Origin of the sequence: Streptomyces gilvus, from assembly GCF_022513565.1 — a bacterium.
GTDB classification, from domain to species: domain Bacteria; phylum Actinomycetota; class Actinomycetes; order Streptomycetales; family Streptomycetaceae; genus Streptomyces; species Streptomyces gilvus.
On sequence record NZ_JAKWBE010000035.1, the window covers coordinates 35,875 to 50,072 of the forward strand.

The 14,198-nt window shown below is 72.0% G+C and carries 14 protein-coding genes and 2 pseudogenes; 9 read left to right on the forward strand and 7 right to left on the reverse strand.

The annotated features are described in order from the left end of the window. Nucleotides 1–122: 122 nt before the first annotated feature. Nucleotides 123–335: pseudogene (locus tag MKW14_RS35400) on the forward strand (DUF6895 family protein); the annotation flags it as partial. A gap of 110 nt (nucleotides 336–445) precedes the next feature. On the opposite strand, the gene MKW14_RS35405 reads toward MKW14_RS35400, so the two are convergent. Further along, nucleotides 446–1,807, reverse strand: coding sequence for a trypsin-like serine protease (locus MKW14_RS35405; protein WP_240870077.1), 1,362 nt, complete (start codon nucleotides 1,805–1,807; stop codon nucleotides 446–448). 224 nt (nucleotides 1,808–2,031) lie between these two features. Here MKW14_RS35405 and MKW14_RS35410 point away from each other — a divergent pair, with 224 nt between their 5' ends. Next, nucleotides 2,032–2,361: an SRPBCC family protein gene (locus MKW14_RS35410; RefSeq protein WP_240870079.1), complete on the forward strand. Its 330-nt coding sequence runs from the start codon at nucleotides 2,032–2,034 to the stop codon at nucleotides 2,359–2,361. 218 nt (nucleotides 2,362–2,579) lie between these two features. On the opposite strand, the gene MKW14_RS35415 is transcribed toward MKW14_RS35410, so the two are convergent. Beyond that, a complete protein-coding gene (locus MKW14_RS35415; protein ID WP_240870081.1) occupies nucleotides 2,580–3,419 on the reverse strand; it encodes a SigB/SigF/SigG family RNA polymerase sigma factor in 840 nt (279 codons plus the stop codon). A gap of 279 nt (nucleotides 3,420–3,698) precedes the next feature. Between MKW14_RS35415 and MKW14_RS35420 the strand changes: the two genes are divergently transcribed. Both MKW14_RS35420 and MKW14_RS35425 read left to right on the forward strand, forming a co-directional pair. After that, nucleotides 3,699–3,869 carry a hydrophobic protein gene (locus tag MKW14_RS35420; RefSeq protein ID WP_240870159.1) on the forward strand — a complete coding sequence of 57 codons (171 nt, stop codon included), beginning with the start codon at nucleotides 3,699–3,701 and terminating at the stop codon, nucleotides 3,867–3,869. Nucleotides 3,870–3,970: 101 nt separating this feature from the next. Further along, a complete protein-coding gene (locus MKW14_RS35425; RefSeq protein WP_240870083.1) occupies nucleotides 3,971–4,864 on the forward strand; it encodes an oxygenase MpaB family protein in 894 nt (297 codons plus the stop codon). 116 nt (nucleotides 4,865–4,980) lie between these two features. On the opposite strand, the pseudogene MKW14_RS35430 reads toward MKW14_RS35425, so the two are convergent. Next, a pseudogene (locus tag MKW14_RS35430) lies at nucleotides 4,981–5,820 on the reverse strand (LysR family transcriptional regulator substrate-binding protein); the annotation flags it as partial. A gap of 310 nt (nucleotides 5,821–6,130) precedes the next feature. Here MKW14_RS35430 and MKW14_RS35435 point away from each other — a divergent pair. Both MKW14_RS35435 and MKW14_RS35440 read left to right on the forward strand, forming a co-directional pair. After that, nucleotides 6,131–7,033, forward strand: coding sequence for a peptidoglycan-binding domain-containing protein (locus tag MKW14_RS35435; protein WP_240870085.1), 903 nt, complete (start codon nucleotides 6,131–6,133; stop codon nucleotides 7,031–7,033). A 98-nt stretch (nucleotides 7,034–7,131) separates the two neighbouring features. Continuing rightward, entirely contained in the window at nucleotides 7,132–8,235 is a 1,104-nt protein-coding gene (locus MKW14_RS35440) for a M23 family metallopeptidase (protein WP_374116641.1), read from the forward strand. On the opposite strand, the gene MKW14_RS35445 is transcribed toward MKW14_RS35440, so the two are convergent. After that, entirely contained in the window at nucleotides 8,219–9,412 is a 1,194-nt protein-coding gene (locus MKW14_RS35445; RefSeq protein ID WP_240870087.1) for an amidohydrolase, read from the reverse strand. The two genes, MKW14_RS35440 and MKW14_RS35445, sit on opposite strands and share 17 nt — an antisense overlap. Before the next feature lie 179 nt (nucleotides 9,413–9,591). On the opposite strand from MKW14_RS35445, the gene MKW14_RS35450 reads away from it, so the two are divergent. Continuing rightward, nucleotides 9,592–10,158, forward strand: a complete 567-nt coding sequence (locus MKW14_RS35450) for a hemerythrin domain-containing protein (protein ID WP_240870088.1) — start codon at nucleotides 9,592–9,594, stop codon at nucleotides 10,156–10,158. A 351-nt stretch (nucleotides 10,159–10,509) separates the two neighbouring features. Beyond that, nucleotides 10,510–11,748, forward strand: coding sequence for an MFS transporter (locus MKW14_RS35455; protein WP_240870090.1), 1,239 nt, complete (start codon nucleotides 10,510–10,512; stop codon nucleotides 11,746–11,748). Between the two features lie 505 nt (nucleotides 11,749–12,253). Here the strand turns inward: MKW14_RS35455 and MKW14_RS35460 are convergent. After that, nucleotides 12,254–12,784 (reverse strand): hypothetical protein, encoded by a 531-nt coding sequence (locus MKW14_RS35460; protein WP_240870092.1) that lies wholly within the window; start codon nucleotides 12,782–12,784, stop codon nucleotides 12,254–12,256. A 168-nt stretch (nucleotides 12,785–12,952) separates the two neighbouring features. Between MKW14_RS35460 and MKW14_RS35465 the strand changes: the two genes are divergently transcribed. Next, the gene (locus tag MKW14_RS35465; protein WP_240870094.1) at nucleotides 12,953–13,486 is read left to right on the forward strand and encodes a DoxX family protein; all 534 of its coding nucleotides are present in this window, start codon (nucleotides 12,953–12,955) and stop codon (nucleotides 13,484–13,486) included. A gap of 5 nt (nucleotides 13,487–13,491) precedes the next feature. Here MKW14_RS35465 and MKW14_RS35470 read toward each other — a convergent pair whose 3' ends face one another. Then, nucleotides 13,492–13,785 carry an alpha/beta fold hydrolase gene (locus MKW14_RS35470; RefSeq protein WP_240870096.1) on the reverse strand — a complete coding sequence of 98 codons (294 nt, stop codon included), beginning with the start codon at nucleotides 13,783–13,785 and terminating at the stop codon, nucleotides 13,492–13,494. 134 nt (nucleotides 13,786–13,919) lie between these two features. Then, on the reverse strand, nucleotides 13,920–14,156 hold the full coding sequence (locus tag MKW14_RS35475; protein WP_240870098.1) for a hypothetical protein: 237 nt from the start codon (nucleotides 14,154–14,156) through the stop codon (nucleotides 13,920–13,922). Nucleotides 14,157–14,198 lie beyond the last annotated feature (42 nt).

The window sequence follows — 14,198 nt, forward strand, 5'->3', positions numbered from 1 at the left end:
CAGAACCGGATCGACGTCGTCACCGGCACACTGGACGCCTTTCCGTCGCGTCCGCAGGCCGCGCCCGCCGTCCTGTGGAACCACTGGGCGATGGCACGCGCGGCACGGCCCACCGACGCGTCCGGCTCGGGCTCTCCGCCTTTCAGCGCCGCTTCGGACTGGATCCGCGCCCGCCCGAAGGCGAGGCGCCGGCCGCCACATGGTCGGCCCGGACGCCCGAGCCATGGACCGTGGAGGGGCACATCGCCTACGACGTCACCCACGCCGTGTCCCATCTCACCGACTGGGGCGAGAGGCCCGACGGGCTGCCGCCCCGCCTCGCCGACTATCTCGCCGCCTCAGGGCCGACGACCCGTTCGTGGCGACCGCGTACACAGTGCTTGCCGACATGCAGTTGTCCGCCCGGGCGTGACGTGGTCTCGCGCGCCCGGGCGGAGAGCGGGTGTCACAGACGCTGCCAGAGAGCCGGCGTGGCGTCGGGGGCCCAGGCGCTCTGGGCCTGGTGGGTCCGCAGGCAGCGGAAGCGGGCCTGTCCGTGCGTCACCGTGGCGCCCACCCGGTAGACGCGTCCCGTGCTCCAGGCGCCGGTCGTCCCGGGGCTCTGCGAGGCGGCGGTCTGGGCGGTGGTCTTCAGGGTGAGGCCGAAGTCGCTGAGCGTCGCGTTGATGGGCTGGAAGAAGGTGGTGCCGCCGCTGGTGCAGTCGCCGGAACCGCCCGAGGTCGTGCCCTGCGCCTGCGCGCCGGAGATGTAGGGGCCGCCGGAGTCACCCGGTTCGGCGCACACGTCCGTCTGGGTCAGGCCGTTGACGGTGCCCTCGGCGTAGTCGACGGTCACGTCCGTCTGCTGGATGGTGCCGCAGTGCCACCCGCTGGTGGAACCGGAGCGGCACACGGACGCGCCGATGACTGCCTCGGCCGAACCGGCGACCTGCACCGTCTGCCCGTTGTCCGCCTTCACGTCGGGGGTGGCGGTCCAGTTGGCGTTGACCCCCACCCAGGCCATGTCCTTGCCGGGGAAGGTGGAGGCCCGGAAGGTGCCCTGGTCGGTCTGGTCGTAGCCGGTGGTCTTCGCCCCGGGCTTGCCGCAGTGGCCTGCGGTGGCGAAGCCCTGCGTGGTGCCCTTGGTGACGGAGAATCCGATGGAGCAACGTGCGCTGGCGTCGATGTAGTAGGCGTCCCCGCCGACGAGGTCCTTCAGGAGGCGCGGGCGGTTGGCCGTGACGAGGACGCGGGTACGGTCGGCCGCGACGCCGGCCGCCTTGACGAACGCGGTCGCCGCCGAACGGCTTCTGGCCTCCACGACCACCCGGTTGGTGCGGGCGTCCGTGTACCACACGGGGGTGTCGGCGGTGATCCGGTGGGCGGCCGCCTTGTCCAACTTGCTCTGGGCCGTGCGCAGGTCGTTCAGGGTCCAGCGGACGAGGGTCGGCTCGGCGCCCTGGGCCCGGATGAGCGGGAAGTCGGCGCGGGAGGTGGTGGCGACACTCAGCTGGGTGGAGGTCGCGCCCTTGACCCAGGCGCCGGCGAAGCGGGTGCCCAGGGCGTTGTGCAGGATGCCGGCCCGGGTTCCGGCCTCCGCCTCGTTGACCAGACGGGCAGACGCCTGAGTCGGCGTCAGGCGCAGATCTCGCTCGAGCGCGCGCAGGACTTGGGCGGACGGTTTGTCGGCGCCGAGGGTCTGGGCGGCGGTGGGGGCGGGGCCGGACGGCGGCTGGGCCGACGCGGCCGGGACGATCGCGGTCAGGACGAGTGTGCCGAGGGCGACCAGGGCGGCGTTGCGGGCGAGCGCACGGGGTCTGCCTGCCATGGGGGCGTACCTCCTACGGGGGCGCGGGTTCGGATGGCCCCAAAGGCCTAGCCGTCCATGGCGCGGGAGATGTCAACCGCTGCCCTTTTGCACAGTTCGGGGGACACCCGGGAGGGCATGTGCAGTAGCGGCCCGACGAGTGAACGTCGTTCGGGTCGGGCTCCGTCGTACGGGGCACTCAGCAGGGGCTGATGATCACATCGGCCGCGGCGCGGAAGGCGCCGGTGGCCGTTCGTCATCGTCTGATCAAGGTGGCTCCCAACGCCGTGTGGGCGGTGCTCGCCGACGGCGCCAGGTACGCGGAGTGGGTGGTGAATACGTCCGCCTCCCGCCCGGCCCGCGGCCACTGGCCCGCGAAGAACGCGGCGATCCGCTGCCGGGTGCGGTCGGGGCCGCTGCGGCTGGGCGACGAGACCACCGTGCGGAACTGCGAGGAGGACAAGCGGCTCGAACTGGGCACATGCCGGGCCCGGCACAACGTGACGTTCGAGCCGCTGATCCATCTGCGTCACCGGGCGGTGCTCGGTCGCCTCGCCCGGGTGGGCGGGCCATGACCGACGCCATCGTGATCGGCGCCCGACCCAACGGACCGGTCGCCGCCAACCTGCCGGCCGACGCCTGCTGGAGCGTGCTACGAGCTGGCTGCGCCGCCTCGCTCGTCGTCGGTTTCGCGGCGTACCGCCCGCGACATGCCGTGCGTGAGCAGGGGCGGCCGGCCGCCGAGCGGGAACGCCGCCCCGGCTGGGCGACGAGGAGTTCCGCCCCCTGGGGCTCAGCCAGTGGTGAGCAGGGCCGTTCGCAGCCGCGCCAGAAGACGGTTGAGGAGGCGGGAGACATGCATCTGCGAGATGTTCAGACGCTTGCCGATCTCGGCCTGAGTGCACTCCTCCACGAAGCGCATGTGCAGGATCAGTCGCTCCCGCTCGTCGAGTTCGGCGATCAGCGGCGCCAGCGAGTGGAAGTCCTCCACCAGCTCCAGGGCGGCGTCCTCGGCGCCGATGAAGTCCGCGAGCACGCCCTCGCCGTCCTCACTGGTGGAGACGGCGGCGTCGAGCGAGGAGGAGTTGTAGCCGTTGGAGGCGACGCGGGCCTCGATGACCTCCTCCTCCGACAGGCTCATCAGCTGCGACAGCTCCGCCACCGTGGGCGTGCGGCCCAGGCGGCTGCTGAGCTCCTCGGTGGCGTGGGCCAGCTGCACCCGGGCCTCCTGCAGACGCCGGGGCACGTGGACGGCCCAGGAGGTGTCACGGAAGAACCGCTTGATCTCGCCGACGATGTAGGGGATGGAGAAGGAGGTGAACTCCACCTCACGCGAGACCTCGAACCGGTCGATCGCCTTGATCAGGCCGATCACGCCGACCTGGACGATGTCCTCCATCTCCGCCGGGCCGCGGCTGCGGAACCGGGCGGCGGCGTAGCGCACCAGCGAGATGTTCATCTCGATCAGCGTGTTGCGCGCGTACTGGTACTCCGGGGTGCCCTCTTCCAGCTCCGCCAGCCGGGCCAGGAAGTGCCGGGTCAGCTCGCGGGCGTCGCGAGGGGTGACGTTGATGGGGTCGGCTACCTCCGACAGCTGGTCCGTCCCGGCTTCGGTCGTCAACGCCGCCGTCATGGTGGATGCCTCTCCTCGTATCGACTCGCGGCCGGCCAGCCGCTCGGGCTGGCGGATACCCCGGATTCTGCTTCTCACCGCTTTCTCGCGCACCGGAGGGACAAGTGGCCGGTTTTGGTCCCTCGCCCGACCGGCTGCGACCTCGTCGGCAAATCTGCTCGTGTGCCCGGGAAAGACGAAACGGACCGAATTCCCGGCCGCGACGGAAACAAACAACGGGAAATTGACGTGCGTGACACGCTTTTTCCGGGGCACCAGAAACTGCGGAGGTGGACAGACATGGTTCCCTTGCTTCTCGTACTATTGCTGGCTGTTGTTCTTTTCGGTGCCGGATTCGCGCTGAAGGCGCTGTGGTGGGTCGCCGTCGTGGTTCTGGTGCTGTGGCTGATGGGATTCGTGGCGCGGCCCGCCGGGCATGGTGGCCGCAGGGGCCGCTGGTATCGCTGGTAGACATCGGGGTGGTGAGCGGGTCCCGTGGGCAGGAAGCCGACGGGACCTGTTCGCGTATGCGGGGTCACCAGCGTGATCGAGGTGATCAAGAGGAGGACCAGGTGCTGACGAAAATCACCGGATCCGGCGCACTCGGTCTGCGTGAGCAACTGGGCAAAGGCCTCTTCGCCCGCGTCGCCGGCCCGGACGGCCCGCGCAACCGGGCCCGGATACACGGCACTCCCGGCCCGCGCTGGTTCGGCCCCGAGCGCCCCATACGCCGGGTGCACTCGGACGCCTCGATGTTCATCGGCGGTCTGTCGGCGCTGCTCCTGCAGTCCCTGCACCCGCTGGCGATGGCGGCCGTGGCGGCGCACTCCGGTTACCGCGGGGACCCCTGGGGGCGGCTGCAGCGGACGAGCACCTTCCTGGCCACCACCACGTTCGGCACCGCCGCCCACGCCCAGGAGGCGTGCGCCCAGGTCCGGGCGGTGCACGAGCGGGTGCGCGGCAGGACCCCCGAGGGCGAGAACTACCACGCCGCCGACCCGCATCTGCTCGCCTGGGTGCATGCCGCCGAGGTCGACAGCTTCCTGCGGGCGCACCAGCGCTACGGCGCACGGCCCCTGTCGGAGGACGGCTGTGACGGGTACGTCGCCGACGCGGCGCGGATCGCCGCCGAACTCGGCGTCATCGACCCGCCCACGAACCGCGAGGAACTCGCCCTGGTCCTCGCCGCCTACCGTCCCGAACTGCGCGCCTCGGCGCAGGCCCGCGAGGCCGCCCGCTTCCTGCTGCTCAATCCCCCCGTGCCGCTGGCCGCCCGGCTCCCTTACGGCGTCCTCGCCGCCAACGCGGTCTCGCTCCTGCCCTCCTGGGCCGCCCGCGAACTGCGCCTGCCCCGCCTGCCGGTCGTCGACGAGTGGTGCGTACGGCCCCTGGGGTCCGCGATGACGTCGGCGGTGCGCTGGGTCCTGGCCCCGTCCCGCCCGGGCACGGCGCCGGCCGCGAGCTGAGATGCGGGGGCCGGCATCGCGGACCGACGAGAGGGGCGCGGCGGCTGCTCCGGCTCACGGTTGCGCCAGTTCGGCACGGACCTGCGGAAGCACCTTCGTGCCGAGGCCAGCGGCCTCTGGCGGTGCGGGCGGTGCCAGGTGACGTTCTCCCCGGCGTTGACGGCCATCAACAGGTCGAGTTTGGAGGCGTAGAGCCTGTCGTAGTCGTGCTCGTGATCGAACAGCGGGAACGTGATCGTCGACGATCCCCGCCCGGCCACCAGCTCGACGCGCCCGGGATCCAGGGACGCGGCGGTCGCGAGCTGCTGGAACACCCGGATCGGGTCGTCGGTCGACAGCACGGTGGCCCTTGTGCCGAGCTTGATCCGACGGGTGGTGGCCGCGGCGGCGTTGATCACGGAGGTGGGCGAGGAGCCGACCATCGCCACGTGAAGGTGAGCGGTCGGCTCGATCGGCGCCACCACCGCCCCGCAGCGGCGGGCCAGGCGGGTCCAGGACGAGGGCAGGACGGCGACCCCGACGCCGGCCAGGACCAGCGGCAGGATCGACGTACGGTGATCGACGACCGTCACGATCTCGGTGCCGGTGCCGGGCCCACCGCGGTGATGTCGTCGACGTTCTGGCGCATCAGGCTGCCGGGTGCGCGACGGGATGAGTTTCTGTCCGGCCAGGTCCTCCGGCCGGACCGCGACGTCGTCCTCGATGGTCCCGCCCGGCGCGGCGACGACCACGAAGGGCTGGTCCTCGACATGCAGGACGTCAGGGGCGGCCGGACGGACGGGAGTCGCGCTGCTGAGCAGGCGCAGTTCGCAGGCACCGCTGCGCACCAGGGAGATCACCTCGTCGGGGGTGAACGCGGCGTGCGTGCTGACGGTCACGGACGGGTGGCGGTCTGAAACCGATTCCGGTCGCAGGAAGGATCCCCATGACCACCATGTCGTTCGCCGACGCGGCACGCATGTGCCCCACCGCCAAGTACGCCACGGTCTCCGGTCACGCTCTGGTGAGCCGGTCGGGTCGCGCAGGGCGGCGACGGCGTCATGCCCCGTCGCGGGTCATTGCCGCGCCGGTCCGATTGGGCCGTGGGCTCGGCAGGGGGTCGGTGTTGAGGCTGTTGCGGCTGTTGAGGCTGTTGAGACACGGACTGACGAGGACGGTCACCAAGCCGCCCCGACAAAAGGAACGACACACACCATCTCCCACCCCCGGAGATTGCGTGTTGAACATATGAATAAACTCTGGATTCTTCACGGAGAGGGATCCGGAGTGACTGAACACACCCCCCATGTCTGCCCGTTATGCGGCGCACCCAGGGCAGCGGACGGCACTCCGTCCTGCGCCTGCGGACGACGTGTCTCCGACGCCCACCGCCACAGCCGTACGGCGGCGGCAGCAGCAGCCGAGGACTTCGACCCGGTACGGATCCGGCCCTTCGTGGAACTGGAGGACGGGGGCGGCTCCGACGACCCCGACGACTCGCCACCTCCCGTAACAGTACAAACAGGTGACGCCGTTCACGCGTCACCTGCGGATGTCCCGGACACCTCGATGCCGGTCGAGGACGACGCCCCGACGGCACCCTTCCCGTCCGTCGACGAGCCGGTCGCGTCCCGTCGGCGCGTCGGGCTGCTGTTCGCGGGAGCCGCCGTCGCCGTTCTCGTCGTGGGCGGCACGGTGGGCGGGCTGTTGTACGAGGGCCCCTCCCACGACGCCGCGCGGTCGGACGGCATCCGGGCGCCCCTGCCGGATCCCGCCACGTCCACGAGCGCGGCAGCGCTACGGCCGTCCGCGAGCGCGTCGTCCGCCTCTCCGTCAGCGACGACGTCGGAGTCGGCCGGGGCGACGCCCAGCCGGTCGGCGACCCCGACGGACTCGGCGCCCCCCGACGGCACCCCGTCCGCCACCGCCTCGGCGACCCCCTCCCCCAGCGCCACCAGCGGCCAGCCCCCCATCCTCCGGCTGGGCGACACCGGGCCGGAAGTGGTCGAACTCCAGCTGCGGCTGCGTCAGGTGGGCCTGTACAGCCAGACCGCCGACGGTGTCTACGACAGCGACGTGCAGAGCGCCGTCCGCAGTTACCAGTTCACCCGCCTCATCCTGCAGGACGAGTCGGGCGTGTACGGCAGGGCGACCCGAGCGTCGCTGGAGTCGGAGACCAAGAAACCCTGAACCGCGCCGAGCCCGGCGGCGACACCTGCCCTTTCGGGCAACTCCCTTTGGCCCGGCGACCGGTGACGTCATGTCAGGGGGATGGTTAGCCTGCGAGCGTGAGTCGCGGGCCCCAGCAGACGGAGGACACTCCGGTCGTCCAGGACAGCGCAAGCGCGAAGAGCCGTCCACGGCGGAAGGGGCCCGGTCCTTTCCTGTTGATCGTGATGCCCGGGCTGGTCGCGATGACGGGGGTGTCGGTGTTCCTGGCCTCCACCGGCGGCCTGTCCTCCGTACTGCCCCAGGGGTCGAACGCGGCCGACTCCGCCACGAGCAAGGTCGACGGCTCCTACGTACCGTGGCTGCGCAAGGCGACCAAGGCCTGCACGGTCGTCACACCGTCGGTGCTCGCCGCGCAGATCGATCAGCTGTCCGGATGGAGCGACGACACCGCGAGCCTGTCCCAGCAGGGCATCGCCCGCTTCACCGACGCGCAGTGGCGCACCTGGGGGCGGGACGAGGACGGCAACGGGCGCTCCTCCCCGCACGACGCGGTGGACGCGATCATGGCGCTGGGGCGGCAGGACTGTTCACTCGTCCATGAGGTCACCACCTTGAGGACCAAGGGAACCGTCAACGGGGACCTGGTCGATCTCACCCTCGCCGCCTACCGGGCCGGCACCGGCGCGGTGGAGCAGGCGGGCCGTGTGCCCGCCGCGGCCCAGGGCTTCGTGCGACAGGTCAAGGCCCGGCTGCCGCAGTACGAGGCGCTCGTACGGCAGAACCCCGAGCAGAACTCGAACCAGGCGCCGGCCGCCGTCCTGACCCCACCGGTCACGACGCTCACCGTCACCTCCCCCTTCGGCTCCCGCAAGCACCCGCTGACCGGAGTGACCAAGCTGCACACCGGGGTCGACTTCGGTGCGCCGCAGGGAGCGCAGGTGTCCGCCGCACGGGACGGGCGGGTGGAGTTCGCCGGGATGACCACGGCGTACGGCAACCGGGTCGTGATCGACCACGGCACGATCGGGGGCAAGCGGCTGGAGACGACGTACAGTCATCTCTCCGCGCTGCAGGTCACCGTCGGACAGAGCGTCACGACGGGCACCCCGATCGGGCTGGTGGGCTCCACCGGGCTGTCGACCGGGCCGCATCTGCATTTCGAGGTGCTGCTCGACGGGCAGTACACCGATCCCCTGCCCTGGCTCACGCCCGCACGCTGACGTTGAGCTCGTGCTCGCTCCACGCCCGGTCCCTGAGGTCCGCTGACAGCAGCGTCTCCACCGTCGTGCGGGCCAGGGCCTCCGTCGCCGCGAGCATCACCCGGCGACCACGCTCGGAGGAGGCCGCGGTGGCGAACTCGGGAGTGTGATCGGAGCCCTCCGACGTCATGATCGCCACGAAGGGATGGATGGCGGGCACGCGGCCGCTGACGTTGCCGATGTCGGAGGAGCCCAGGAACACCCCGGGTTCGGGCGGGGTGAGCTCGATGCCCGCGTGGGCCAGATGATGGGCGAAGCGGGCGGACAGCACACGGCTGTCGCGGAAGTGCTCGTAGCGGGGTGTGGCGCGTTCGACCGTCACGGTCGTGTCCGTCGCCCGGGCGACGCCGTGGGCGCAGGTCAGCAGCTCGCCGGCGAGGTTCTCCAGGCCGACGGTGGTCGACGCGCGCAGGCCGAAGAGGCCTTCGGCGTACTCGGGGACGATGTTCGTCGCCCGCCCGCCGTCGGTGACGATGCCCTGGATGTGCGAGCCGGCCGGCAGCCGCCGCTCGACGACGGCGAGGGTGTTGAACAGCTGGATGAGGGCGGCCAGCGCGTCGATGCCCTCGGTGGGGTTCCCGGTGGGGTGCGCGGCCCGGCCGTGGAAGCCGACGCGGTACTGGGTCTGCGCGGTCAGCGGCGCCCACTGCCAGTCGTGGACCCCGGGGTGGAACATGAGGGCGGCGTCGAGGTCGTCGAAGACGCCGGCGTCGGTCTCGATGACCTTCCCGCCACCACCCTCCTCCGCGGGCGTCCCCACGGCCCACACCGTCCCGGGGGCGTCGCCCAGCGCGGCCCGCGCGGCGAGGGCGGCGCCGAGTCCGGCCGCGGCGATCAGGTTGTGCCCGCAGGCGTGACCCAGGCCCGGCAGGGCGTCGTACTCGAGCAGCAGGGCCACCGCGGGACGTGCGCCGGTGCCCGCCCTGGCGGCGAAGGCGGTGGGCAGTCCGGCGAGGCCGCGTTCGACGGCGAAGCCCTCGCGTTCCAGCTCCCCGCTCAGCAGCTCGGCCGCGTGGTGTTCCGCGAACGAGTATTCGGGGTCGGCGTGCAGCGCCAGCGCCGTCTGCCACAGTCGCTCCGCCCGGACGGCCACCTCGCCGCACACCCTCCCGAGCACCTCGTCGACGGCATAGGACACCTCGGCCTCCCCGGTCGGTCTTGTCGGCGTTACGGAGGCGGGTTCCAACGAACACGGGTCGTACACCCCGGGGGGGGGCCACGGAGGGGCGGGGCGTTAGCGGGGCGAAGGTCAGGGCACTCGGGATGCGTGGCGGATCCGGACGGGGAGACGCCGCTTCCTGGCTGGAGGTGAGGAGCATGGGACACGGTGGGAACGTCATCGACGAGCTGATGACCGATCACCGAGAGGTCGAGGAGATCTTCGGCCGGATCGAGGCGCTGTCGCCCGGCGACAAGAACCGCAAGGTGTACGCGGACCAGGCCACGATGGAACTGGTGCGGCACTCGGTCGCCGAGGAGGCCTATCTCTACCCGGCCGTGCGTGAGCACGTCGCCGGCGGGGACGCCCTCGCGGACAGGGAACTCGAGGACTACGCCAAGGCAGAGCAGATCATGAAGGATCTGGAGAGCTGCGAGGCGGACCACATGGAGTTCGACCGGCTCATCGGCCTGCTGATGACGGAGATCCGCTCGCACATCGCGGACGAGGAGGAGAACCTCTTCCCCCGGCTGCGTGCGGCGTGTCCCCCGGAGGCGCTGGACAAGCTGGGCGACAAGGTGCGTATGGCGAAGAAGACGGCGCCGACCCGGCCGCACCCCTCCGCGCCGGACAAGCCTCCGGCCAACAAGATGCTGGCGCCCGGCGCCGGTCTGGTCGACCGGCTGCGGGACGCGCTCAGCGGCCGCGGCAAGATGGACGACTGACCCGAGCCGGCAGCCTCGTACACAGGAGCCCGTCGCCCTCTGGCGGCGGGCTCCCGCACGTCTCCGCCAGCGCTTCTGTGAGCAACGGCACTCAAGGCCTCAAGTCCCCTGCGCCCCACCGGACTTGATCGACACCGCTCGCCAGGGGCGACGCCTTCCGCACCGACCCGCTCATCTCTTCTGCCACCATGGTCCGCGCCGTATCCCGGCTCCATGGAGACCCGTGCAGCGCAGCAAGGTACTCCCTCGTCGTCCGTTCGCTGAGTCGTCCGACTCGTCTTCGAGTACCGCACTGTGTCTTCCTCCCTCGCTCCTTCGCGCTCGCCCTGGCGCTCGCTCCGCTACCGCAGCATGCGCTGGTGGTCCGTCGCCAACTTCGTGTCCAACGCCGGTACGTGGATGCAGCTGACCGTGCAGAACCTGCTGGTGCTGCAGATCACCGGGTCCGCCGCCGCGACCGGTCTGTCCATGTCCGTGCAGGCCGCGCCCGCCCTGCTGATGAGCCTGCTGGGCGGGGCGGCGGTGGACCGGTGGCCGCGGAAGCTGACGGCCGCCGTCAGCCAGGCCCTGCTCGGTGCCGTCGCCTTCGTGATGGCGGTACTGGTTGCCCTGGACCGGCTCGACATGACGGTGCTGATGGCGCTGGCCGCGGTGACCGGCGTCGTCGCCACGGTCGACGGGCCCGCCTGCGCCCTGCTGGGCAACGATCTCGTGCCGGCCGAGGACGTTCCCTCCGCCATCGGGGTGGGCGCTCTCGTGCACAGCGCGGGCCGGCTGGTGGGCGCCGCCCTGGCGGGGGTCGCCGTCGGCTTCCTCGGTACGGCCTCCGCCTACGCGGCCAACGGGCTGTCGTTCCTGTTCGTCGCCTCGGTGATCCCCTTCCTGCGTCCCGTGCGCGGGACCGACCGTGTCGTCGAGGCGGCTACGGGTGAGCCTGCCGGGATGACGGTCCGGGAGGGACTGGGCTACTTCGCCCGGCGCCCGAGGCTGGTCGCGCTGGCCGGTGTCACGGCCGTCAGCGCGGTCTTCGGCCGCAACTACGGGCTGACGCTGGCGGTGCTGGTCACCGGGCCGCTCGCGGGTGGGGCCGGGGCGTTCGGCACGGTGTCCACGGTGCTCGCCGTGGGCGGCATCGTGGGGGCCGTGCTCGGTGGGCGGCTGCGCCGGCCGTCGGTGCGGCTGGTGGGCGTGCTGGCCGCCGCCGGGGGGCTGCTGCAAGTGGCCGCAGGTCTGTCGCCGTCGCTCGGGATGCTCATGGTGCTGGTGCTGCCGATGGCCGTGGTGGAGTCCGTCTCCGACACCGCGGGCACCGCCGTACTGCAGACGGACCCGCCCGCCCATCTGCGCGGCCGCGTGCTGGGCGTGTGGGGCAGCATCGGCACGGTGTGGAGCCTGGGCGGACCGCCCGCCCTGGGCCTGCTGATGGAACTGGCCGGTGTCCGCGGCGCCCTGATCGCCGGAGGCCTGCTCATCACCGGCACCATCGCTTCCGGCCTCCTGCTGCGCACACGCCGGGTTCAGCAGCCGGTGATGGTGCGCGAGGAAGAGGGCGACGTCACCGACCGGGACACCCTGAGCACGGCCGCCTGAGCGAACGACGCCCGGCCACGAGGGCTGGACCCGACCTGAGCCGGCCCCGAACGCCGCCTTGCGGCGAACCGGCCACCCGGCTGACTTCCGCCCAGTCACCGCTGAAGCGGCGCCGGCTGCCCCTGCGGAGCTGCCACAGCAGCGAACCAGCCTCAGCAGGCCTGCAGGGAGCCCTTGCGCAGCACCGCCGGCCCGGCTGCTCTCGGCCTGCGGCCGCACGAGCGATCAGCGCGCCCCGTCCGGCCGACGCCAACCCCCCAGAACGTCAGGCGAACCGGCGGCCTGCTGACCTTGCCCCCGTCACCGCTGAAGCGACGAAGGCCTGGCCCGCCAGGACGTGGCCCTGGGCCGCCACATGGGCAAGCAGGCTCAAGGGGCCTTGCGGAGTACCGCCGGCCCGGCTGGTCTCGGCCAGTGGGCGCTCACGCGATCAGCGTCAGGGCCGGCCGGAGCCGACCCCGAGCGATGCGACAGCGGCGTGCAGATTCAGCAGGACCGCGGGCGGTCAGGCGATCAGGGCCTGGTCCGGGCCGAGGCGGTTCAGGAGTTGGGCCTGGTGCAGGGCGGCCACGGGGGCGAGGAGGTCGGGGTGGCGCAGGAGGGCGGCGGCGCGGCGGTCGGCGTCGTCGGGGGCGAGCAGGCGGCGGAACTCGACGGGCGTACCGGTCGTGTGGCTGCCCGTGGCGATGGCGGCCACCGCCGCCGCGGCCAGGTCGGGGTCGCTCAGCAGGGCGGCCGCCCAGCTCGCCACGACCTCGTCGACCCAGGTGCGCCAGGCGTGGGCGTCCTCGTCGTCCGGGTCGTCGGCGGGCTCCGCGCCGGTCATCCAGTCCAGCCGGGCCGATCCGCCGGGGCCCGCCATGCCGACGAGCGCGGCGTCCATCGGGGTCGGGTAGCGCAGCCATGCCGCGACCGTCACGGCCTGGCGTGCCTGCACCTCGCACAGGACCGAGGCCAGCGCGCCGCCGCCGGAGGGATAGGCGCGGGTCAGCCACTGAGCGGTCGCCGCGATGAGCGGGGAGAGATCTGTGAGCACTGCGGGGCCGTCCGTACTGCGGGGTGTGACAGGGATGCGAAAAACGGTAGCTGGCGGCCGCGGCCGGGAACATGCCTTAGACCGGTCACAGGGCGTGGCATCGACCACATGAGCGCGGGAACCCGTGCGGTCTCCGTGTCCATGTCCTCACCGTTCTTGGAGACAGTCATGAGTGTCCTGCGACTGGTCGGCCGCCCCATGCTCGCCTCGATGTTCGTGGCCGGCGGCCTGAACTCCCTGCGCGCCCCGGAGAAGGTCGCGCCCGCTGCCGAGCCCGTCGTCCAGCCGATCACGGAACGCGTCGACGTCCTGCCGGACCACACCGAACAGGCCGTACGGCTCAGCGGTGCCGTACAGGTGGCCGCGGGCCTGCTGCTGGGCACCGGGCGGCTGCCGCGACTGGCCGCGCTGGCCATCGCGGGCACGCTGGTGCCCACCACGCTGGCCGGGCACCGCTTCTGGGAGGCGGAGGATCCCGACGAGCGCGCCCAGCAGCGCATCCACTTCCTGAAGAACCTCTCGATGCTGGGCGGACTGCTGATCGCGGCCGACGACACCGCCGGGTCCCCTTCGCTGGTGTGGCGTGGCCGGCACGCCGCCCATGACCTGCGGCGGGAGGCCCATCTGGTGCGGCGCTCGGTGCGGGCGACGGCGCGTCCGGCGGTGGCGGCCGGCGGGGTCAGGGCGAAGCTGGCGCGCTGATCACCTCACGCGGCGGTCAGGAAGCGGTCGAGGGCGGTGGTGAGTGCGGCGGGCCGCTCGACGGGGAGTTCGTGGCCGGCGTCGATGATGCGGACCACCGCGTCCGGGTAGGCCTTGGCCATGCACAGCATCTGCCGCACTGGCAGCTGGATGTCGTGGAAGCCGTGGATCATCTGGTGGTCCCGGCGGTGCCGGTTCGCCGTCCAGCCGTGCACGAGGACCAGGGGCGTGGGTCCGCCGTCGCGGGGGCCCTTGTCGTCGTAGGTCAGGGTCGCGCCGTCGACGTCGAGCTGCGGCATGGTCGCCTCCTGGATGCACACCGGTTACTGGCGAGTAGGGCAGCGGGGGGCGGGCCCGCCGTCACAGGGTCCGCGGACGTCGAAAAGCCCGGCACCGTGGCGTGCGCGGTGCCGGGCCCCGGCGTGAGCGGTACTCAGCCGCCGTTGAGACGTGTCCGCAGGAGGTCCTTGCCCAGTTCCGCGCCCTTGCGGCTGTCCGCCTGGGCCTTGCGGAACAGGTCCGCGACCTCGGAGTCCTTCTCGCGCTCCGCGTCCTGGATGTAGGACTCCAGGCGCAGGGCGTTGTTCAGACACGCCTCGACGTACCAGATGAGGTTGTAGTCCTTGTCCGGCGTACCGGTCACGCCGCCGGTCTCCGTGCTGCTGGTCATGCGGGCCTCCTCCAGCGGTTGTCGTTCCGGAGTCGTCCGAGT

Excerpts from the sequence above, each read along its gene's own strand:
- MKW14_RS35405 (WP_240870077.1), bottom strand. The coding sequence starts at position 1,807 with ATGGCAGGCAGACCCCGTGCGCTCGCCCGCAACGCCGCCCTGGTCGCC.
- MKW14_RS35415 (WP_240870081.1), bottom strand. The coding sequence starts at position 3,419 with ATGACGGCGGCGTTGACGACCGAAGCCGGGACGGACCAGCTGTCGGAG.
- MKW14_RS35420 (WP_240870159.1), top strand. The coding sequence starts at position 3,699 with ATGGTTCCCTTGCTTCTCGTACTATTGCTGGCTGTTGTTCTTTTCGGT.
- MKW14_RS35450 (WP_240870088.1), top strand. The coding sequence starts at position 9,592 with ATGGGACACGGTGGGAACGTCATCGACGAGCTGATGACCGATCACCGA.
- MKW14_RS35455 (WP_240870090.1), top strand. The coding sequence starts at position 10,510 with ATGCGCTGGTGGTCCGTCGCCAACTTCGTGTCCAACGCCGGTACGTGG.
- MKW14_RS35465 (WP_240870094.1), top strand. The coding sequence starts at position 12,953 with ATGAGTGTCCTGCGACTGGTCGGCCGCCCCATGCTCGCCTCGATGTTC.
- MKW14_RS35470 (WP_240870096.1), bottom strand. The coding sequence starts at position 13,785 with ATGCCGCAGCTCGACGTCGACGGCGCGACCCTGACCTACGACGACAAG.
- MKW14_RS35475 (WP_240870098.1), bottom strand. The coding sequence starts at position 14,156 with ATGACCAGCAGCACGGAGACCGGCGGCGTGACCGGTACGCCGGACAAG.